Genomic DNA, 19,728 nt, shown 5'->3' with positions numbered 1-19,728 from the left:
AGTCCGATCTTTCCGAAACGGGCGGATCTTTCAAGCGCGACGTGGCCGTTCACCGTCCATCAGTTGCTGGAGGAAGAACTCGTAGACCAATGCGGCCTGGAACGCGGACTGCTTGTTGTCCGCGGCGCCGCCGTGGCCGCCCTCGATGTTCTCGTAGTACCAGACCTCATGGCCCTCGGATGCCAAGCGCGCGGCCATCTTCCGGGCGTGGCCGGGGTGCACCCGATCGTCGCGGGTGGAGGTGGCGAGCAGGATCGGCGGATAGGTCTGCTCGGCGCTGGTGTTCTGGTACGGCGAGTACTTGGCGATGTACTCCCACTCCTCGGGCTTGTCCGGGTCGCCGTACTCGGCCATCCAGGACGCGCCCGCCAGCAGCAGGTGGTAGCGCTTCATGTCCAGCAGCGGCACCTGGCACACGATGGCCCCGAACAGCTCCGGGTAGCGGGTCAGCATGACGCCCATGAGCAGGCCGCCGTTGCTGCCGCCCACCGCGCCCAGCTGGTCGTGGGTGGTGATGCCGCGCGCCACCAGGTCGCGGGCGATGGCCGCGAAATCCTCGTAGGCCTTGTGCCGGTTGGCCTTCAGCACCGAGGTGTGCCATTCCGGGCCGTATTCGCCGCCGCCGCGGATATTGGTCATGACGTAGGTGCCGCCGCGTTCCAGCCAGCCCATGCCGACCGCGCCGCTGTAGGCCGGGCGGCGCGACACCTCGAAGCCGCCGTAGCCGGACATGACGGTCGGTCCGGGGGTGCCCCGCAGATCACGGTGGCGGATCACGAAATACGGGATCTCGGTGCCGTCGTCGGAACGCGCGAAGAACTGCTCGGTCTCCATACCGTCGGCGTCGAAGAACGCGGGCTCCTGCTTCAGCACCTCCACCGCGCCGCCCACCGAACTCGACATGAGCGTGGCCGGGCTGGTGAAACTGCTGGTGGAGAGCATGAATTCGTCGCCGCCCTCGAGCCGGTCGAGGTTCATCACGCTGGTGGTGGACATGGCCGGCGCGTCGGCCAGCGGCGCGCGGGTCCAGCCGTCCGGGCCGGGGGTGAGCACGTGCAGTTCGGTCTGCACATCGTGCAGGGTGGCCAGTAGCAGGTGATTCTCGGTCCAGCTGTAGCCGTGCAGGGCCGTGTGCGGGTCGGGGGTGAAGAGCACCTCGAAATCGCGTGCGCCGGAGAGGAATTCCTCGAAGTCGGCGGCCAGCAGCGCACCCGCCGGATAGGTCGAGCCGTTCACCTCCCACGGGGTCTTCGGCCGCACCAGCAGCCACTCCTTGTTCCAGGAGACGTCGGCGTCGGTGGGGGCCTCGATGAGCCGCAAGGTGTCGTCGGACTCGAGCAGGTAGACCTCTTCGTTGAAGAAGTCGGTGGCGCGGCTCAGGTAGTGCCGTTCGTAGCCGGGGGTGCGGTCGTAGCCCGCCGAGACGGCCACGTCGGTGGACAGGCCCTCGTACACGAATTCGGCCTCGGCCAAGGGGGTTCCGCGCCGCCAGCGCTTCACCACCCGGGGATAGCCGGAGTCGGTGAGGGAACCGGGGCCGAAGTCCGTGCCCACGTAGATGGTGTCGTGATCGATCCAGGCGTAGTCGGACTTGGCCTCGGGTAGGTGGAAGCCGCCGTCCGCCGGGTCGATGAAAGTCTTCGCCTCGATATCGAATTCGCGGATCACCTTGGCGTCCGCGCCGCCGCGCGACAGGCTGATCAGCGCGCGCCGCTGCTCCGGGCGCTTCACCGCCGCGCCGCCCCACACCCAGTTCTCGCCTTCGGCCGCGGCCAGTGCGTCCAGGTCGATGAGGATCTCCCAGTCCGGCTCGGCCTTGGCGTATTCGGCGAAGGTGGTGCGCCGCCACAGGCCCTTGGGGTGCTCACGGTCGCGCCAGTAGTTGTAGAGCCACGGGCCGCGCCGGCTCGGATAGGCGATGCGGGTGTCGGTGTCGAGCATGGCGAGCACACGCGCCTCGAGTTCGCCGAAACGCTCGGTCGAGGCGAAACGCTCCTTCGACACCACGTTCCGTTCCTCGGCCCACGCCAGCGCGCGGTCGCTCTCGACTTCTTCGAGCCACAGGTAGGGATCGGTCACACCCTGTCCAACACCGGTCATGCCCTCATTGTTGCCCAGGGGCGCGTTCGCCGGTCGCGAACGTGTTGCCGAGCACGGTGGCAATGACAGTCGGGCGCGGGTGGCGCTGACCGCATCGTCCGGTCAGTAGGATTGCCGGGTGTCGCATGAGCCCCGGCTGTGGGAACAGCACTGCTGCCTGCCATTACTGCCGACCGCGGACGTCACCGAGCTGATTCGGTACCCGATGGGCTCGTATCTCTCGGTGAACATCGGATATTCGCCGCAGACCACCCGCGACTCGCTGGAACTGGTCACCCAGCTGCGGCGGGATGCCTTGACCGACGGCCGTTTCCGGCTGGTGCACGACATCGAGGACGCCTGGCCGGGCACACCGACCGCGGAGACCGAGTCCACCATCGCGCTGGCCTTCGACCTCGAGGACGCCGGGCCGCTGGACGGCGATCTCGACAATGTCGAGCTGTTCCACGAACTGGGGCTGCGCTCGCTGCTGCCCACCTACAACCACGCCAATGCCGCCGGCTGCGGCTGCCTCGATACCGAGGACACCGGGCTCACCGCCTACGGACGCGACCTGATCCGCACCCTCAACGAGGTGGGCGTGTTCGCCGACGGGTCGCACTGCTCGCGCCGCACCGGCCTCGACATCGCGGAGGTCACCAGCGTCCCGATGATCTACAGCCACTCGAATTTCGCGGCACTGTGGGAACATCCGCGCAATATCGCCGACGAGCAGGCCAAGGCGTGCGCGGCCACCGGCGGGGTGATCGGTGTCAATGGGGTCGGCATCTTCCTGGGCCGCAACGAGCCCGCCGATCGGGCCGGGCGGGTGGAGGCCATGGCCGACCACATCGCCTACGGGGCGGAACTGGTCGGTATCGAGCACGTCGGGGTGGGCTCGGACTACTCCTTCGACGCCGACGATTTCAATCGGGAGCTGGCCGAGAATCCGGAGAGCTATTCCCAGGAGTACCTCCGCTACGGCCAATTGCAGTGGACGCCACCGGAAGATCTGCTCGGCACGGCGGGGGTGCGCGGCCTGGACGCGGCGCTGGCCGACCGCGGCTTCTCCGTCGCGGACCGGGCGGCCGTCTTCGGCGGCAACTTCGCGCGCGTCGCCCGGCAGGTGTGGCGCGGCTGATTCCGCCTGCATAGCGAACTGATCGGTCGTTTCCATGATGTGGGAGTGACCGCTCTCACGTGCTCCCGGTCTCACCCGGGCGGGGGATGGCTGAGTGAGCACCCGGCAACAGGTCTAGTCTCGAAGCCGTGACTTCCCACTACGATGTCGTCGTTCTCGGCGCTGGTCCCGGCGGTTACGTCGCCGCGATTCGTGCCGCTCAACTCGGCCTGCGAACAGCGATCGTCGAGCAGAAATACTGGGGTGGCGTGTGCCTGAACGTGGGCTGCATTCCGTCCAAGGCACTGCTGCGCAACGCGGAGCTGGCTCATATCTTCACCAAGGAAGCGAAGACCTTCGGTATCTCGGGTAACGCGACCTTCGACTTCGGCGCGGCGTTCGACCGCAGCCGCAAGGTCGCGGACGGCCGGGTCAAGGGCGTCCACTTCCTGATGAAGAAGAACAAGATCGACGAGTTCGACGGCAAGGGCGCCTTCACCGGCCCGAAGTCGCTCTCGGTCGCGCTCACCAAGGGCGGCACCGAGGACATCACGTTCGACAACGTGATCATCGCCGCCGGCACCGAGACCAAGCTGCTGCCGGGCACCTCGCTGTCGGCCAACGTGGTCACCTACGAGGAGCAGATCCTCACCCGCGACCTGCCGGGCTCCATCCTCATCGTGGGTGCGGGCGCCATCGGCATGGAGTTCGGCTACGTCCTCAAGAACTACGGCGTGGACGTGCGCATCGTCGAATTCCTGGACCGCGCCCTGCCGAACGAGGACGCCGATATCTCCAAGGAGATCACCAAGGCGTACAAGAAGCTCGGCATCACCATCACCACCGGTGCGGCCGTGCAGTCCATGGAAGACGACGGCTCCAAGGTCACCGTCGCGATCAAGGACAACAAGACCGGCGCCATCGAGACCGTCACCGTCGACAAGGTGCTGCAGGCCGTCGGCTTCGCGCCGCGCGTGCAGGGCTACGGCCTGGAGAACACCGGCGTCGCGCTCACCGACCGCGGCGCCATCGCCATCGACGACTACATGCGCACCAACGTCCCCGGCATCTACGCCATCGGTGACGTCACCGCCAAGCTGCAGCTCGCGCACGTCGCCGAGGCGCAGGGCGTGGTCGCCGCCGAGACCATCGCGGGCGCGGAGACCCAGGCGCTGGGCGACTACCGCATGATGCCGCGCGCCACCTTCTGCCAGCCGCAGGTCGCCTCCTTCGGCCTCACCGAGCAGCAGGCCAAGGACGAGGGCTACGACGTCAAGGTCGCCACCTTCCCGTTCACCGCGAACGGCAAGGCGCACGGCCTCGGCGACGCGCAGGGCTTCGTCAAGCTGATCTCCGACGCCAAGTACGGGGAACTGCTCGGCGGCCACCTGATCGGCCCGGACGTCTCCGAGCTGCTGCCGGAACTGACCCTGGCCCAGAAGTGGGACCTCACCGTCAACGAGGTCGCCCGCAACGTCCACACCCACCCGACCCTGTCGGAAGCCATTCAGGAAGCGATCCACGGCCTCGCCGGCCACATGATCAACTTCTGACTGGCGCAGCGCAAAGCATGAGAGCCCGTTGTCGGAGTGCAATCCGACAGTGGGCTCTTTTTGGCTCATGGTCGTATCCATTCCGATTTAGGTAAGCACTTTCCCCTTGGTCTGTCGCAATACAGCCGCTAGACTCATTCGTATGTCCCTTGAGTCGGAGATAATTGAATACCGGCGGCAGATAGCCACCGATGCTTATCCCATGTCCATTGGTGAGCTCGTTAATCTGTATCGCGACGGAGAAATTGACGTCCATCCGGAGTTTCAGCGTATCTTTCGGTGGACCGACACGCAGAAGTCGCGACTCATCGAAAGTATCCTTTTAGGGATTCCTCTTCCCAGCATCTTTGTCGCTCAGAATGAGAAAGGCGTTTGGGATGTTGTCGATGGCGTCCAACGGCTCTCTACGATCTTTCAGTTCATGGGTGTTCTGCGGGATGATGAGGGGCGGATGATCAAACCTTTCGTTTGCTCAGCTGGGCCTTTTTTGAAGAGCTTGGAGGGGACATCATTCGAGCCAATCGAGGAGGCGCCGTATTGCCTGGACGCTAGTCAGCGGCTGGACTTCAAGAGAGCCCGAATTGATGTAAAGATAATCAAGCGGGAAAGTGATAATAGAGCAAAGTATGATCTATTCCAACGTTTGAACTCATACGGTAGTATCGCAAGCCCTCAAGAGCTGAGAAATTGCCTGTTGGTTAGTATGAGTCAGAACCATTACAAGTGGCTGGTCGATCTCGCTGAGTCGGACGATTTCCGGTATGTACTCAATCTTCCCGATCGGCTCCTTGACGAGCGATACCATATGGAATTAGCGTTGCGATTCATTTCGCTAAGGCGTGTACCCGAGGATCGGCTCTCAACGATTGGAAATATCGGAGATTTCCTGACCGAGGAGATTGTTCCGTTGGTGGATTTGGACAGTGTCAATTTGCAACGGGAGAAGGAAGTCTTCGAGAAGACCTTCCGAATCCTGCGGGAAGGGGCAGGTGGCGAGGCTATGAGGAAGTGGAATCTTGCCAAGGGGCGAGCGGAAGGGCCGTTCTCTCTGACTGCCTTTGAAGCCCTTGCTCTCGGTATTGGATTCGCCTTGGATAACCGCGAAGTAGAATCCTCGGAAATTGAGGACAAGCAACAGGAGCTCTGGTCGGAGGAGCAATTTGCCTCCGGGTATGCGACAGGCCTAAGGGCGGATACGCGAATGCGGAAGACGATTCCATACGGTCGTCAGTTGTTTCTTGGGTGATATTTCGATTCGCTTAGGTCTCAAATGAATCCTGAAGATTTCGCCGAGCGGTTGCACGGTGGACTGGCTAAGCGTAAGCGCGAACTTACTCGGTTGCGGTTTATGATCGACACAGATCGTGTGAATGTGGATCGCCTCAGTTGCATTAACAGGGCTGCCGTAATGTTGTCTTATGCTCACTGGGAGGGCTTCATAAAAGAAGCTGGCACTCGATATATTAAGTACATTAATGGACAGGAGTTGAATGCATCGGAACTGAAGCTTCCGCTTCAAGCCGCGTGTATGTCATCTCATTTCAAGCGTGCGGGTTCAAGTGATAAGGCGCGGTATCTGGCTACAGTTCTCAAGGAAATGGACACCTGTAGAAGCCAGGTGTTCAATTTAAGTCCTGATAAGATCATCAAAACCGAGAGTAACCTCTCGTCAAGAGTATTTCAAGATCTTGTGGTTGGGCTGGGCCTTGATTTCCTGGATATTTATCAGACGCGTATGGCTTTCGTAGATGCCAAGCTGTTGGATGCGCGAAATAAGGTTGCCCATGGAGAGCTCGTATCGTATGAGGCGGATGAGGTCATTGAGCGGATTGACGGCGTGGTAGTGCTAATGGATTATTTTGCGAATCAGCTGATAGATAGCGTTGCTGATTCTCTGTTTCTGCTCAACGGTGATCTGGCTGATTCGACCTAAGTGAATGTGTATCACTTCGGCGATTGGCTTGGTGCATACGCCGCCCCGCAATTGTTGGGGCGGCCTTGGTAAGGCTCAGTCGGCCAGGTGCAGGCGGCGGTGGAGGGCGTAGACGCGGTCGGTGAGTTCCGGGAAGGGGCCCGAGACCGGGATGGACGGGGCCACCTCCTGGATGGCGAGGGGGCGGATCGGGCCCGCGGGGACGCCGAACTCGTCGAGCCACTCGGTGAGCTGGGCGGTGGAGGCGGCGTAGACGATCGGGCCCAGGCCGACCCAGGCGTGGGCGGCCGAGCACATGGCGCAGTGTTCGCCGGAGGTGTAGACGGTGGCGGTGGCGCGCTGCTCGGGGGTGAGGTGGTCGGCGGCCCAGCGGGCCAGCTCGAATTCGGGGTGGCGGGTGGCGTCGCCGCCGGAGACCCGGTTGCGGTCCTCGGCCAGGACCTTGCCCTCCGCGTCGACCAGCAGTGATCCGAACGGCTCGTCGCCCGCGTCGAGGGCCTCGGCGGCCAGCTCCACGCAGCGTTCCAGGTACTGCAGATCGGTGTCGGCGGACATTCGGCTCCTTACGGGCGGTGGTAGGCGGACTGCGCCGCTTCGATGGTCGCGAGATTGGACTCGAGGATGTCGATGAGGCCGACGAGCTGGTCGGCGACCCGCGCGCCGAGGTCGGTGAGGGTGTACTCGACCACCGGCGGGATGGACTGCTGGACTTCGCGATTGACCATGCCGTCGCGTTCCAGGGTCTGCAGGGTCTGGGAAAGCATGCGCTCGGAGATGCCGTCGACCCGGCGGCGCAGCGCCGAGAAGCGGTAGGGGCCCTCGCGCAGGGCGGCCAGGGCGAGCACGCCCCAGCGGCTGGCGACGTCCTGCAGGACCGGGCGGGAGGCGCAGTTGCGGGCGAAGACGTCGGCTTCCAGGGTCGGGTCGTCCGTGAAGGACTGGTCGGAAGGCCGGGCGTTCATGAGATTCAGGTTACCTGCCATTCGGGTAGCGGTTCAGGAATAGCATGTGCTTACTATTAGTTAGTACATGTCGAGCGTGCAGTTCATTCCATCGAACCTGGAGGTAGTCATGACCGTCGCAGTCACCGGAGCCAGTGGTCAGCTGGGTCGCCTGGTCGTCGAGGCGTTGCTGAAGGACGGTTCGCAGCCCGTCGTCGCCGTGGTCCGCGATCCCGCCAAGGTGGCCGACCTGGCCGAGCGCGGCGTCGAGGTGCGGGTCGCGAGCTTCGACGATCCGGCGGCGCTGGAACGCGCCTTCCAGGGCGTCGACCGCGTGCTGCTGGTCTCCGGCAACGAGTTCGGCAAGCGCGTCGCCCAGCACACCAATGTGCTGCGCGCCGCCGAGGCCGCGGGCGTGAAACTGCTGGCCTACACCAGCATTCCGCAGGCCGACCGCAATCCGCTGATCCTCGCCCAGGAGCACATCGGCACCGAGGCGGTGCTGGCCGGGGCGAGCATCCCGACCACCCTGCTGCGCAACGGCTGGTACTGGGAGAACTACGCCGGCGGTCTGGGCCACGCCGTCGCGAGCGGCGTGCTGCACGGCGCGGCCGGGGGCGGCAGGGTATCCGGCGCGGCGCGGGCCGACTACGCCGAGGCGGCCGCCCGGGTGCTCACCACCGATGGGCACGAGGGCAAGGTCTACGAGCTCGGCGGCGACGAGACCCTCTCGTACGCCGAACTGGCGCAGGTGATCTCGGAGGTCTCCGGCAAGCCGGTGCGTTACGAGGATCTGCCGCAGCAGGATTACGCGGCCGCGCTGCAGGGTGCGGGCCTGGACGCCGGATACGCGGCGGTGCTGGCCGATGCCGACGCCGGGATCGCGGGCGGCATCCTGGCTGTCGACTCCGGCGACCTGCAGCGGCTGCTGGGCCGCCCGACCACCCCGGTGGCCGAGGTGTTCCGGGCGGCGCTCAACTGATCGAGGGCTCGGGCTGGACCGATCGAGCGGACGGGCAGGCTCAGTACCAGTTGTGGGCCTGCCAGAACGCCCACGCGTTGTTGGGGCTGCCGTAGCGTTCGACCATGTAGCGGTAGGCCCAGCGCAATTGGGTGAGCGGGTTGAACATCCAGTCCGGGCCCTCGCTGAACATCTTGTGCGCGGGGAGGGCCTGGGGCAGCCCGTACGCGCCCGAGGTCGGGTTGATCGCGAACACCTGCCAGTCGCTCTCGCGGGTGATGATGTGGTTGAACGAATCCCACTGGTCGAACGGGACCATGAAGCGGGACATGGTCTGCAGGGCGGGCTTCGAATAGCGCTGGGCCGAGCCGACCAGTTGCAGCAGCGAGGCCGGATCGAGGGGAAGCGCGACCGGGACGCCGGTGGCGGAGACGGGGTTGGCGATCTCGGTGCGAGCGTCGGCGTGCGTGACGCCGACCGTCAAGGGCGCGATGGCCGCCGCCAGCAGTCCGAGTACCGCGACTCGGATCGGGCGCCGGCGGGCGGTGTTCTCGTGGGAAGCGGGCAACGCCTGGTCCTTCCGTGTCGTTCACGAAAAAACAGACCCCATGTGTCTTCCAATCAGAAACCGACCGTACGCCCTTGAACTTCGGTGACGGGGTGAGCGACACGCGGGGAACTCCCTGATCGGCGCTGACGCGCTGGTCAGCGCGCCCGCCCGCGCAGCAGTTCGCGCTCGCTGTCATTGGCGGTGAGTTCGGCCGCCCGCTCGAATGCCGCCCGCGCCTCGGCGGTCCGGCCCAGCCGTTCCAAGAGATCCCCGCGCACGGCGTGCAGCAGGTGATAGCCGTCCAGATCCGCTGCGACCGCGTCGATCAACTCCAGGCCCGCCGCGGGCCCGTGCACCATCGCCACCGCCACGGCGCGGTTCAACTCCACGACCGGTGACGGAAATCGTTGCGCGAGCACGGCATACAGTCCGGCAATGCGCCGCCAATCGGTGTCGGCGGCGGCCGGGGTCACCGCGTGCACCGAGGCGATGGCGGCCTGCAGGGCGTAGCGGCCGGGCGGGAGTTCCCGCGTCCGGTTCAGGGTGTGGGCGCGGGCCAGGGCGGCCAGTCCGCGTTCGATGTACAGGCGGTTCCAGCGGGAACGGTCCTGATCGGGCAGCAGGATCGGGCCGCCGCCGGAATCGCTGCGGGCCGTGGTGCGTGAGGCCTGTAATTCCAGCAGGGCCGCCAGGCCGTGCGCCTCCGGTTCCCCGGGCAGCAGTCCGGTGAGGATGCGGGCCAGGCGCAGCGCGTCCTCGCACAGTTCGGCGCGCACCCAGCGTTCGCCGGAGGTGGCCGCGTAGCCCTCGTTGAAGATCAGGTAGATCACTTCGAGCACCGAGTCCAGTCGCGCGGTCAGCTCCGCGCCCTCCGGTACCTCGAAGGGGATCGCTTTGGCGGCGATGGTGCGTTTGGCGCGCACGATCCGTTGCGCCACCGTCGATTCCGGGACCAGATAGGCGCGCGCGATCTCGGTGGTGGTCAGCCCGCCCACCATGCGCAGGGTGAGCGCCGCCCGCGCCGGGGGCGTGAGCACCGGATGGCAGGCGGTGAAGATCATGCGCAGCAGGTCGTCGGCGATCACCGGGTCCGGTTCGCCCACCGGCGCTTCCGCGGTGATCGCCTCCCGGCCCAGCAGTTCCAGCTTCCGGGCGAAGTTCGCGTCGCGCCGGATGCGGTCCACCGCCCGGTGTTTGGCGGTGAGCATGAGCCAGCCGCCGGGATTCGGCGGGACGCCCGCGGACGGCCACTGTTCCAGTGCCGCCACATGGACGTCCTGCGCGAGTTCCTCGGCGGTGGCGATATCCCCGACCAGGCGGGTCAATCCCGCCACCAGCCGCGGCCATTCGATGCGCCAGGCCGCTTCCACGGCCCGGCGCGCCCGCTCCTCCCGCGGAGTCAGTGCTGGCCTTCCAGCTGCCGCACCTCGACCTCGATCTCCCATTCGGGTCCGTGCACGCGCAGGAACCGGGAGGCCCATTCGGCCGCCTCCTCGGGGGAGCGCGTCTGCAGCAGCAGGTAGCCGCCGATGATCTCCTTGGATTCGGTGAACGGACCGTCCATGACGGTCTGCGTGCCGCCGGACTGCCGGATCCGGGTGCCCTCCTCGGGCGGGCGCAGGCCCGCGGTGTCGAGCAGCACGCCCGCCTTGGTCATCTCCTCGATGATCTCGTTGACCCGCGCGATCAGGTCGTCGCCGGGACCGTCGGGGGCCTGGGCGGGGTCCAGGCGAATCAGCACCAGGTGTCGCATAGTCGAATCCTCCTTCGTGTGGGGATCGTGGTCCGACCCTCGCCTACTCCTCGAACGGGGTGGGGCGGAATCGACATCCGGATCAGACCCACCGCACCATCAGACCCGCCGCACCGTCAGACCCACTGCACCGTCAGACCCACTGCACCAGCTGGATGATGATGCCGTTGGGGTCCAGCGCCTGGAAGTAGCGCTCGCCCCACGGCTCGGTCTCGATGGGCGTCACGATCGGCACGCCCTCGCCCTGCACGCGAGCGTATTCGGCATCGATGTCATCCACCACGAAGACCACCAGCAGACCCTGGCCGGCGCTGCCCGCGATGCGGTCCGGCTTGAAGCTGCCGAGGCCGGTGCGCAGGTAGATGACGTCGAAGCCGGCGTCGGGCCGGGTCAGGTTGACGAAACCGTCGGCCGACATCTTCTCGGTGAAGCCGAAGTGGTCGATGAGGAACTGCGCGGAGGCGGTCTCGTCGGGCACGTTCAGGGAGATCGCGGATGCGGTGACGTTCAAGGGTCCTCCTAGGTGGCGCCGGTTAACTCTGTACTAAGTACGCTATACTTTGTACGGACATTCCCGGCGGGATGCAAAGTGATGACCGTCACATGGATACGATCGGCGGCGGAGGTGACGCGAATGGCCGCGAAAGGCGGGGAGCGCAGCAGCGCGGGAGACCCGGTGCGAACGCTGGAACTGCTCTGGCGCGAGCCCGGCGCGGGCGGGTCGGCGCGCGGGCCCAAACAGCGCACCACCGTGGACGCCGTCGTCGCGGCCGCGCTCGGGATCGCCGATACCCAGGGCCTGGCCGCGCTCACCATGCGCTCGGTCGCGGCCGCGCTCGGCATCACGCCGATGGCCACCTACACCTATGTGCCGGGCAAGGCGGAACTGCTGGATCTCATGCTCGACACGGTCTACCAGCGCATGGAGCGCCACGACCTGAGCGGAATGGGCTGGCGGGACCGGGTTTCCACGATCGCCGCCGAGAACCGCGTCATGCTCGCGGCGCACCCGTGGGTGGCGTACCTGCCCACCACGCGCCCGCCGCTGGGGCCCGGCGTGGCGGCGAAGTACGACCACGAACTGCGGGCCTTCGACGGCCTCGGCCTCGGCGACCTCGATATGGACGCGGCGCTCACGTACGTGCTGGGGTTCGTGACCGCCACCGCGCAGCTCGCGATCGACGCCGCCGGGGCGGCCGCGGAAAGCGGGCAATCCGACCATGATTGGTGGGAGCGCGCGGCTCCGCTGCTGGCCCGGGTGTTCGACGCCGAGCGCTACCCCTTGGCGGCGCGGGTCGGCGAGGCGGCCGGGCAGGCGCACGACAGCGCCTACAGCGCCGACCACGCCTACGAATTCGGTCTCGCTCGGGTCCTCGACGGGCTGGCGGGCCTGATCGAGAGTCCCGAACACTGATCGAGAACCCCTGAGCGCCTCTGTCTCTTCCGCGAACCTGGCACAGACCGACCGGGACGATGGTCTCAATATCGCCGCACGGAGCGGCGGGTGGCGGCAGAATTTCAGCTATGCCCCGATCGGCCCCGGAAATCGTTGCCGCCGAAACCTTCACCAGGGCAGCGCAGCCGGTGCTTCCCGTGGGGGAGGGACTGGTCCTGCGGCCGTGGCTGCGGCGCGACGGCCCCGAGGTGTACGCGGCATTCCAGGATCCAGCTATCGCCCGCTGGCACGTGCGCACCGCCGACACCGTCGAGGAGGTCGGGGACTGGGTGGACTCGTGGGCGCGGTCGTGGAGCGGTGGCGCGGCGGCGAATTGGGCCGTGGCGGACAGTCGCAGCGGCCGGCTGATGGGCCGCGCCTCACTGCATCACATGGAGCTGTGGCACGGCGAGGCGGAGATCGCGTACTGGGTGATCCCGGCGGCCCGCGGTCGCGGCATCGCGCCGCGGGCGGTGGAAGCGCTGGTCGGCTGGGCCTTCGAGGTGGCCGGATTCCACCGCCTCGAATTACGTCATTCCGTGCACAACGCCCAATCCTGCCGGGTGGCCGGCAAATCCGGCTTCATCCTCGAGGGCATCAATCGCAGCGCGGGTCTGCACACCGACGGCTGGCACGATATGCACCTGCACGCCCGCATCCAGCCCGCCCGCCCCGCCGAACCGGCCCTCCCGTACGAGGCCGCCACCCAGCCGGTCTTCCGCCTGCGCCGCTAGGGCTTCCGGTCAGTGGTCGGTCTCGATGCGCAGCGCGGTGATGGTGCTGGCCAGGCCCTCGTACTGATTGGTGAGCAGCACGATCTCGATGAGCCGCTGCTCGTCGTAGTGCGCGGCCAGCGCCTGCCAGGTGGCGTCGTCGAGGTCGCGGGTGGTGACCAGCTGGTCGACGGCGGTGAGCAGGGCGCGTTCCTTGTCGGTCCAGCCCGCGGCGGCGGGCCCCTCGCGCAGCCGGTCCAGAATCTCGGGGGTGACGCCCGCGCGCCGTCCCAGCCGGATGTGGTGGTCGGTCTCGTATTCGCATTCGCGCAGGTGCGCGACGCGGAGAATGACCAGTTCGGATTCGTAGCGCCGCAGCTTGCCGCCGGGCATCAGCCGCCCGGAGAAGTGCAGCCAGCCACGGAACAGGCCGCCGGTGCGGCCCAGCGTGCTGAACAGGTGGGCGTCGTCCGTCCCGGCGGCGCGGGAAAGCGCCTGCCAGACAACCCAGTTGACCGGTCCGAGCTCCCGCAGACGGCCGGGAGCGATGCGTGGCTTCGTCGACACCATGGCTCCAGTCAACACCCTGTCTGGGCCACCCGCCAGACCGTGGCGGGGCGCGCCGCCGTGCCCGGTGCGTCGCGACGCGTCCGCGCACCGGCCGGTCGGTGGCGGCTCGGTCGGTTCATTCCCGGACCGCGCGGGCGAGTCTGGTGAGTTCCACGGCGCGGCGAGCTCTGGTCAGGACGTGGGCGCGGGAGCTGGCCAAGTGGGCGAGCAGGGCGCGCAGGGCGGCGTCGAGGTCGTCCGCGAGCAGGTGTTCGGCGATGGCGATGTGGTCCTCGGCCATGGCGGCGATGCGGCCCGGGGTGGGGATGTCCAGGGCGCGCACGGGGCGCACGCGGGCCTGGACCGCCGAGAGTGCCTCGGCGAGCGCGGCATTGCCCGCGGCCAGCAGGACGGTGGTGTGGAAACGCTCGTCGGCGGTGATGAGGTCGGTGTCGGGTGCGGGCGGCTGGTCGCGCAGGTCCTTCCAGAATTCGAGTTCCCGCCGGACCGCGGCCGAGTCGAGTAGCACGCGGCCGTGTGATGGGGGCGCGGCGATGATGGTTCGCGACGCCGCCGGCGATGCCGAGGCGGCGGGGTCGGTCGCGACCGGTTCATCAGGTCCGGCCGGTTGGGCGGGCAGGGCGTCGGGGCAGCCGGACGCCGTGGTCTGCAGCCGCTGGATACCCCTGGCTTCCAGCACGATTCGGAGTTCGTAGAGGTCTCCCAGGTCGTCGACGCGGGGCCGGTACGGGTACAGGCCGTCGGGGTGACGTTCCAGCAGGCCGTCGGACAGCAGCCGGGCCAGCGCCTCCCGGACGGGGGTGCGGGAGACGCCGTACGCCTCGGCGAGTCGTTCCTCGCCGAGCCGCTCGGTGGGCACCAGCACCCCGGCCGCGAGATCCTGCTGGAGCGCGCGGTAGACCCGCTCCGACAACGGAATGCGCCCCCTGCGCGCGTTCACGCCGCTGTCCGATCAGATCGCCATGGCCAGGCGCACAGCGGATTCCGCGCCCGCACCGCCCTCCCCGGAGGACGTGACGCGGCCCGAGCGCAGCACGTAGAACTGCTGCGCGGCTTGCAGGGCGAAACCGATGTGCTGTTCCACCAGGAGCACGCTCAGGCCGCCGCGGGCGGTGAGATCGATAATGGTGCGCTCGATCTCGGCGACCACCGACGGCTGGATGCCTTCGGTCGGCTCGTCCAGGATCAGCAGCTTCGGCTCGGTGATGAGGGCACGGGCGATGGCCAGCTGCTGGCGCTGACCGCCGGAGAGCAGTCCGGCCTTACGGGTCAACAGTTCCCGCAGCGCCGGGAACAGGTCCAGGGCTTCGGCGATGAGTTCCTTGCCCTTGGCCCGGCCGTCGGCCACCACCTGCAGGTTCTCCATTGTGGACAACTGTGGAAAACTCTGCTGCCCCTGCGGCACGTAGGCGATGCCGCGCTTGACCCGCCGCGACGGCGACATCTTGGTGATGTCCTCGCCGCCGAAGCGGATCTTCCCGGACTTGGCGGGCAGCAGTCCGACCGCCGCGCGCAGCAGCGAGGTCTTGCCGGCCCCGTTGTGGCCCATGATGGCGGCCACGCCGTTGTCCGGAACCGTCAGGGACACACCGTGAATCACTTCGGTCCGGCCGTAGCCGGTGTGTAGGTCAACGAGTTCCAGCATTCGTGGCCTCCTTCGCCTCGTCCGATTCCTGCTCTGTGCCGGCGGCGGTGTGCTCCTCGGCGGGCGGCAGCTCACCGGCCGCGGCGGTGCCGAGGTAGACCTCCTGCACCTTCGGATCGGCCTGCACCTGCTCCACCGTGCCCTCGCTGAGTACCCGGCCGCCCGCGAGCACGGTCACCGAACTGGCGAACGCGCGCATGAAGTCCATGTCGTGCTCGACCACGATGACCACCCGCTCACCGCCGATGCGGCGCAACAGGTTTCCGGTCTCCTCGCGTTCCTCGGCGCTCATGCCCGCCACCGGTTCGTCCAGCAGCAGCACCGACGCGTTCTGCACCAGCAGCATGCCGATCTCGAGCCACTGCTTCTGGCCGTGCGCGAGCACGCCGGCGGGCTTGTCGCGCAGCGCGGTGAGCCCGGTCGTCTCCAGCGCCTGCTCGATGGCGGGCAGCACCGACTTGCGCCGTCGCAGCATGGTGAGCGCCGACCGTCCCGCGCCCGCCGCGATATCGAGGTTCTGCAGCACGGTGAGCTGTTCGAACACGCTCGCGGTCTGGAAGGTGCGGCCGACGCCCAGGCGCGCGATCTGATGCACCTTGCGGCCGATGAGCTCGGCGCCGGTCTTCTGCGCCGAACCGGTCGCGGGGACCAGTCCGGTGATGGCGTCGATGAGGGTGGTCTTGCCCGCGCCATTGGGTCCGATGAGGAACCGCAGGTCGCCCTGCAGGACGGTGAGGTCCACGTCGGAGACGGCTTTGAAGCCGTCGAAACTGACCGAGAGGCCGCGGATCTCGAGGTATTCGCTGTCCATGCCGGCGTTGCCGCCGAGCTTCGGTGCGGGTGTGGTCATCGGGCTTCCACCTTCTGCTCGGCGGCGGGCTCGGCCTCGGCATGCGGCTGGGTGTCGGCCGCGGTGTCGGCGGCGGGTTCGGGTTCGGCGGGCGCCGGGGCGGTGTCGGCGGCCCCGGCAGGTCGCCACCGCTCCAGCAGCCGCTTGGCCATCGGCCCGAATCCGGCCAGCCCGGCCGGAATGAAACCGACCACCACGATGAACAGCGCACCCTGGAAGTAGGTCCACGCCGAGGGGAAGTTCTCGGAGAACGTGGTCTGCGCCCAGGCCACGCCGATCGCGCCCAGCACCGGCCCGAGCAGGGTGGTGCGGCCGCCGATGGCGACGCCGATCAGGAACGCGATGGACGGGACCACGCCGATGTCGGCGGGGGAGATGATCCCGACGATCGGGGTGAACAGCGCGCCCGCGATACCCGCGAAGAACGCGGCCACCACATAGGCGACGATCTTGATATTGGCCGGGTCGTAGCCGAGGAAACGAACCCGCTCCTCCTGATCACGCACGGCGACGAGGAGTTCGCCGTACCGGCTGTGCATCAGCTGCCGCGCCACCGCCACCACCGCGAGCAGCGTGGCCGCCGCGATGAAGAACAGCATGCGCCGGTTCACCGGATCGTCGAGGCGGAAGCCGAAGAACGAGCGGAAGTCGCTCAAACCGGTGAACCCGCCGATGGTCTGCTGCCCGGTGAGCAGGATCGCCAGCGCCGCCGCCAGCGCCTGGCTCAGGATCGCGAAGTACGCGCCCTTGACCCGGCGCTTGAAGACGCCGAAGCCGAGCACCGCCGCCAGCGCGGCCGGCAGCACCGCGATGGCCAGGATCGCCACCGGCGCGGATTCGAAAGGCCGCCAGTACGACGGCAGTTCGGGCACGCCGGCGATGACCATGAACTCCGGTACGTCCTCGTGCGCCTTGGCGGCGTCGGCCATCTGCAGGTGCATGGCCATGATGTACGCGCCGAGCCCGAAGAACACGCCCTGGCCGAGGGTGAGCATGCCGCCGCGGCCCCACGCCAGGCCGATGCCGACCGCGACGATGGCGAAGCACAGGAACTTGGCGAGCAGGCTCAGCCGGAAATCGCTGAGCAGCGCGGGCGCGAGCCCGAACAGCACGATGGCGGCGATGGCGAAGCCGCCCAGGGCTTTCAGCGAAGAGTGGGCGCTCAGGCGCTGGATGGTTGTCATGCCAGACTCCTCGTCCGGACGGTGAACAGACCCTGCGGGCGGACCTGCAGGAAGATCACGACCACGATGAAGACGATCACCTTCGCGACCGTCGCCGTGGTCGAGTACTCGATGAACGAGTTCAGCAACCCCATACCGAAGGCCGCGATCACGGTGCCCTTGATCTGTCCCAGGCCGCCGATCACGACCACCAGGAACGCGTCCACCAGATACGACTGCCCGATGGTGGGGCTGGTGGAGCCGATCAGGGTCAGGGCGACACCGGCCACGGCAGCCAGTCCCGACCCGATGAAGAAGGTGCTGATGTCGGTGAGACGGGAAGAGACGCCGGAGGTTTCGGCCAGACTGCGGTTCTGCACCACCGCCCGGATGCGCCGACCCAGCGGGGTCGTCTTGAGCGCGGTGGCCAGCGCGATCACCGCCACCACGGCCAGCACCATGATGAAGATGCGGGTCTTGGGCACCACGGTGCCCGCGATCCCGATGCCGCCGGTCAGCCATTCGGGCGCGACCACGTTCTTGGCGGGGGCGCCGAAGATGTCGCGCACCGCCTGCTGCAACACCAGCCCGACACCGAAGGTGACCAGCAGGGTGTCCAGCGGGCGGTCGTACATCCAGCGGATGAGCCCCATTTCCAGGGCGGCGCCGAGCAGGCCGCCGACCAGGAAACCGGCGAACAATGACACGATCAGCGCCACGCCGGTCGCCGAGACCAGTTGCTCCACAACATAAGTGGTGTAACAACCGGCCATGATGAATTCGCCGTGCGCCATATTGATGACGCCCATCTGACCGAAGGTCAGTGACAGGCCCAGCGCGGCGAGCAGCAGGATCGAGCCCAGGCTCAGGCCCGTGAACAGCTGTCCGACAACGGCTGTGTTCAATGTGCCCTCCGCTTCGCTCCGGGCGGGTTCGCGGCCCTGGAGGTCTCGTTCTTCCCTCCCTCCGCTCCTCCGCTTCGCTCCCCCGCTCCGCTCAGTCCAGAACGAGACGGGCCGCGAACCATCGGGGCGGTGGACAGGGACTCTTTGGCGTTGTAATGCATGTTTTTTTTCAGCTTCTCTATCGGCCGCCGTACGGCTGGTGCGGTTTTCGAACCGCACCAGCCGCCCCTCATCGGCGGTAGCCGAGCTACTTCAAGCCCTTGGCCCAGTCGTAGTTCTTCAGGTACGGGTCCGGCGCGATGGCCTTGCCCGAGTCCCACACGGTGTAGATGAGCCCGTCGGGGCGGATCTCGCCGATGCGGGCGGTCTTGGTGATGTGGTGGTTGGACCCGTCGATGGTGACGGTGCCCTCCGGGGCGTCGAAGCTGACACCGTCGGCGGCCTTCTGAATGTCGGCCACCGCGAACGACTTCGCCTTCTCGACGGTGTTCTTCCACAGGAAGACCGAGGTGTAGGCGGCCTCCATCGGGTCGGAGGTGGGCTTGTTGGCGCCGAACGCGGCCTTGTACGCGGAGACGAACGCCTTGTTCTGCGGGGTGTCGACGGTCTGGTAGTAGTTCCAGGCGGTCAGCTGGCCCGCGACGTTCTGCACGCCGACGCCGCCGACCTCCTCCTCGGCGATGGACACCGAGACCACCGGCATCTCGGCGGCTTTCAGGCCCGCGTTCGCGTACTCGCGGAAGAAGGCCACATTGGAGTCGCCGTTGAGGGTGTTGAACACCGCGCCCGCCTTGGCGCTGCGCACCTTGTTGACGATTGTGGAGAAATCGGTGGAGCCCAGCGGCGCGTAGTCCTCGCCCTTGATCTCGATGCCGTTGGCCTTGGCGTAGGCCTTGATCTCCCGGTTGGCGGTCTGCGGGAAGACGTAGTCCGAACCCACCAGGTAGAGGGAGGTGACGCCCTTCTGCTTCAGGTAGTCCAGCGCGGGGATGATCTGCTGGTTGGTGGTGGCGCCGGTGTAGAAGATGTTCTTCGAGTCCTCGAGGCCCTCGTACTGAACCGGGTAGTACAGCAGGGAGTTCAGCGATTCGAACTTGGGCTTCATGGCCTTGCGGGACGCGGAGGTCCAGCCGCCGAACACCGCGGCGACACAGTCGGAGCTGACCAGCTTCTCGGCCTTCTCGGCGAAGGTCTTCGGGTCCGACGCGCCGTCCTCGAGCACCACCTCGACCTTCTTGCCGAGCACCCCGCCCGCCGCGTTGATCTGATCCACCGCCAGCTTGGTGGCATTGGCGACGGTGACCTCGCTGATCGCCATGGTGCCGGTCAGCGAATGCAGCGAACCGATCTTGATGGTGTCCTTCGAGGTGTCCACGCAGGACTTGGCATTGGATCCGGACGCGGTGTCGCTGTCACGCGATCCACAGCCGGCGACCATGACGGCGGACAGCGCCAACGCGGTCGGAATGGTGATCGCCTTCATCAGGCGGGAAGCCCTGTCCCGGCGGGAAGAGTCGTGCATGGGGCGGATCCTTCGGTTCACATGTTCGGCGACGT

At 67.0% G+C, this 19,728-nt stretch carries 21 protein-coding genes; 7 read left to right on the top strand and 14 right to left on the bottom strand.

Annotated elements, in window-relative coordinates; all coding sequences use genetic code 11:
- Positions 1 to 30: 30 nt before the first annotated feature.
- Complete coding sequence (locus ACQPYY_RS31790) at positions 31 to 2,100, bottom strand: prolyl oligopeptidase family serine peptidase (RefSeq protein WP_433592018.1); 2,070 nt, start codon at positions 2,098 to 2,100, stop codon at positions 31 to 33.
- 118 nt (positions 2,101 to 2,218) lie between these two features.
- On the opposite strand from ACQPYY_RS31790, the gene ACQPYY_RS31785 reads away from it, so the two are divergent.
- The 4 genes from ACQPYY_RS31785 (at position 2,219) to ACQPYY_RS31770 (ending at position 6,685) form a co-directional block, all read left to right on the top strand.
- Positions 2,219 to 3,220, top strand: coding sequence for a dipeptidase (locus tag ACQPYY_RS31785; protein ID WP_433592017.1), 1,002 nt, complete (start codon positions 2,219 to 2,221; stop codon positions 3,218 to 3,220).
- Between the two features lie 128 nt (positions 3,221 to 3,348).
- Positions 3,349 to 4,752, top strand: a complete 1,404-nt coding sequence (lpdA, locus tag ACQPYY_RS31780) for a dihydrolipoyl dehydrogenase (RefSeq protein WP_433592016.1) — start codon at positions 3,349 to 3,351, stop codon at positions 4,750 to 4,752.
- A 142-nt stretch (positions 4,753 to 4,894) separates the two neighbouring features.
- Positions 4,895 to 5,998, top strand: coding sequence for a DUF262 domain-containing protein (locus ACQPYY_RS31775; RefSeq protein ID WP_433592015.1), 1,104 nt, complete (start codon positions 4,895 to 4,897; stop codon positions 5,996 to 5,998).
- A 24-nt stretch (positions 5,999 to 6,022) separates the two neighbouring features.
- On the top strand, positions 6,023 to 6,685 hold the full coding sequence (locus tag ACQPYY_RS31770; protein WP_433592014.1) for an MAE_28990/MAE_18760 family HEPN-like nuclease: 663 nt from the start codon (positions 6,023 to 6,025) through the stop codon (positions 6,683 to 6,685).
- A gap of 75 nt (positions 6,686 to 6,760) precedes the next feature.
- Here ACQPYY_RS31770 and ACQPYY_RS31765 read toward each other — a convergent pair whose 3' ends face one another.
- Positions 6,761 to 7,240: a nucleoside deaminase gene (locus ACQPYY_RS31765; protein WP_433592013.1), complete on the bottom strand. Its 480-nt coding sequence runs from the start codon at positions 7,238 to 7,240 to the stop codon at positions 6,761 to 6,763.
- An 8-nt stretch (positions 7,241 to 7,248) separates the two neighbouring features.
- Positions 7,249 to 7,647, bottom strand: coding sequence for a winged helix-turn-helix transcriptional regulator (locus ACQPYY_RS31760; protein ID WP_379091937.1), 399 nt, complete (start codon positions 7,645 to 7,647; stop codon positions 7,249 to 7,251).
- A gap of 109 nt (positions 7,648 to 7,756) precedes the next feature.
- Between ACQPYY_RS31760 and ACQPYY_RS31755 the strand changes: the two genes are divergently transcribed.
- Positions 7,757 to 8,608 (top strand): SDR family oxidoreductase, encoded by an 852-nt coding sequence (locus tag ACQPYY_RS31755; RefSeq protein WP_433592012.1) that lies wholly within the window; start codon positions 7,757 to 7,759, stop codon positions 8,606 to 8,608.
- Between the two features lie 40 nt (positions 8,609 to 8,648).
- Here the strand turns inward: ACQPYY_RS31755 and ACQPYY_RS31750 are convergent, their stop codons facing one another.
- The 4 genes from ACQPYY_RS31750 to ACQPYY_RS31735 form a co-directional block, all read right to left on the bottom strand.
- Entirely contained in the window at positions 8,649 to 9,155 is a 507-nt protein-coding gene (locus ACQPYY_RS31750) for a transglycosylase SLT domain-containing protein (protein ID WP_379091943.1), read from the bottom strand.
- Positions 9,156 to 9,292: 137 nt separating this feature from the next.
- A complete protein-coding gene (locus ACQPYY_RS31745; protein ID WP_433592011.1) occupies positions 9,293 to 10,507 on the bottom strand; it encodes an RNA polymerase sigma factor in 1,215 nt (404 codons plus the stop codon).
- 29 nt (positions 10,508 to 10,536) lie between these two features.
- Positions 10,537 to 10,890 (bottom strand): YciI family protein, encoded by a 354-nt coding sequence (locus tag ACQPYY_RS31740; protein ID WP_357281998.1) that lies wholly within the window; start codon positions 10,888 to 10,890, stop codon positions 10,537 to 10,539.
- Positions 10,891 to 11,023: 133 nt separating this feature from the next.
- Complete coding sequence (locus ACQPYY_RS31735; protein ID WP_433592010.1) at positions 11,024 to 11,401, bottom strand: VOC family protein; 378 nt, start codon at positions 11,399 to 11,401, stop codon at positions 11,024 to 11,026.
- A gap of 123 nt (positions 11,402 to 11,524) precedes the next feature.
- Between ACQPYY_RS31735 and ACQPYY_RS31730 the strand changes: the two genes are divergently transcribed.
- Both ACQPYY_RS31730 and ACQPYY_RS31725 read left to right on the top strand, forming a co-directional pair.
- Positions 11,525 to 12,304 carry a TetR/AcrR family transcriptional regulator C-terminal domain-containing protein gene (locus ACQPYY_RS31730; RefSeq protein WP_433592009.1) on the top strand — a complete coding sequence of 260 codons (780 nt, stop codon included), beginning with the start codon at positions 11,525 to 11,527 and terminating at the stop codon, positions 12,302 to 12,304.
- 110 nt (positions 12,305 to 12,414) lie between these two features.
- Complete coding sequence (locus tag ACQPYY_RS31725) at positions 12,415 to 13,059, top strand: GNAT family N-acetyltransferase (protein WP_433592008.1); 645 nt, start codon at positions 12,415 to 12,417, stop codon at positions 13,057 to 13,059.
- A 9-nt stretch (positions 13,060 to 13,068) separates the two neighbouring features.
- On the opposite strand, the gene ACQPYY_RS31720 is transcribed toward ACQPYY_RS31725, so the two are convergent.
- From ACQPYY_RS31720 to urtA, 7 genes are all read right to left on the bottom strand, one after another.
- Positions 13,069 to 13,608 carry a carboxymuconolactone decarboxylase family protein gene (locus ACQPYY_RS31720; protein WP_357090805.1) on the bottom strand — a complete coding sequence of 180 codons (540 nt, stop codon included), beginning with the start codon at positions 13,606 to 13,608 and terminating at the stop codon, positions 13,069 to 13,071.
- A 115-nt stretch (positions 13,609 to 13,723) separates the two neighbouring features.
- A complete protein-coding gene (locus ACQPYY_RS31715) occupies positions 13,724 to 14,548 on the bottom strand; it encodes a GntR family transcriptional regulator (RefSeq protein ID WP_433592007.1) in 825 nt (274 codons plus the stop codon).
- Between the two features lie 12 nt (positions 14,549 to 14,560).
- Complete coding sequence (gene urtE, locus ACQPYY_RS31710; protein ID WP_357281988.1) at positions 14,561 to 15,253, bottom strand: urea ABC transporter ATP-binding subunit UrtE; 693 nt, start codon at positions 15,251 to 15,253, stop codon at positions 14,561 to 14,563.
- Positions 15,237 to 16,103: an urea ABC transporter ATP-binding protein UrtD gene (gene urtD / locus ACQPYY_RS31705; protein WP_379091959.1), complete on the bottom strand. Its 867-nt coding sequence runs from the start codon at positions 16,101 to 16,103 to the stop codon at positions 15,237 to 15,239. The genes urtE and urtD overlap by 17 nt, the downstream gene beginning before the upstream one ends.
- A complete protein-coding gene (gene urtC, locus ACQPYY_RS31700; protein WP_433592006.1) occupies positions 16,100 to 17,287 on the bottom strand; it encodes an urea ABC transporter permease subunit UrtC in 1,188 nt (395 codons plus the stop codon). Before urtC ends, urtD begins: the two co-directional genes overlap by 4 nt.
- Positions 17,284 to 18,171: an urea ABC transporter permease subunit UrtB gene (urtB, locus tag ACQPYY_RS31695; protein ID WP_379091965.1), complete on the bottom strand. Its 888-nt coding sequence runs from the start codon at positions 18,169 to 18,171 to the stop codon at positions 17,284 to 17,286. The genes urtC and urtB overlap by 4 nt, the downstream gene beginning before the upstream one ends.
- A 247-nt stretch (positions 18,172 to 18,418) precedes the next feature.
- Positions 18,419 to 19,654 carry an urea ABC transporter substrate-binding protein gene (gene urtA / locus ACQPYY_RS31690; RefSeq protein WP_379095680.1) on the bottom strand — a complete coding sequence of 412 codons (1,236 nt, stop codon included), beginning with the start codon at positions 19,652 to 19,654 and terminating at the stop codon, positions 18,419 to 18,421.
- Positions 19,655 to 19,728 lie beyond the last annotated feature (74 nt).

It is taken from the genome of Nocardia sp. CA-145437 (genome assembly GCF_050956485.1).
Classification (GTDB): domain Bacteria; phylum Actinomycetota; class Actinomycetes; order Mycobacteriales; family Mycobacteriaceae; genus Nocardia.
Note: the sequence above shows the minus strand (reverse complement) of the source record. Positions and strands in the feature narration are given on the sequence as shown.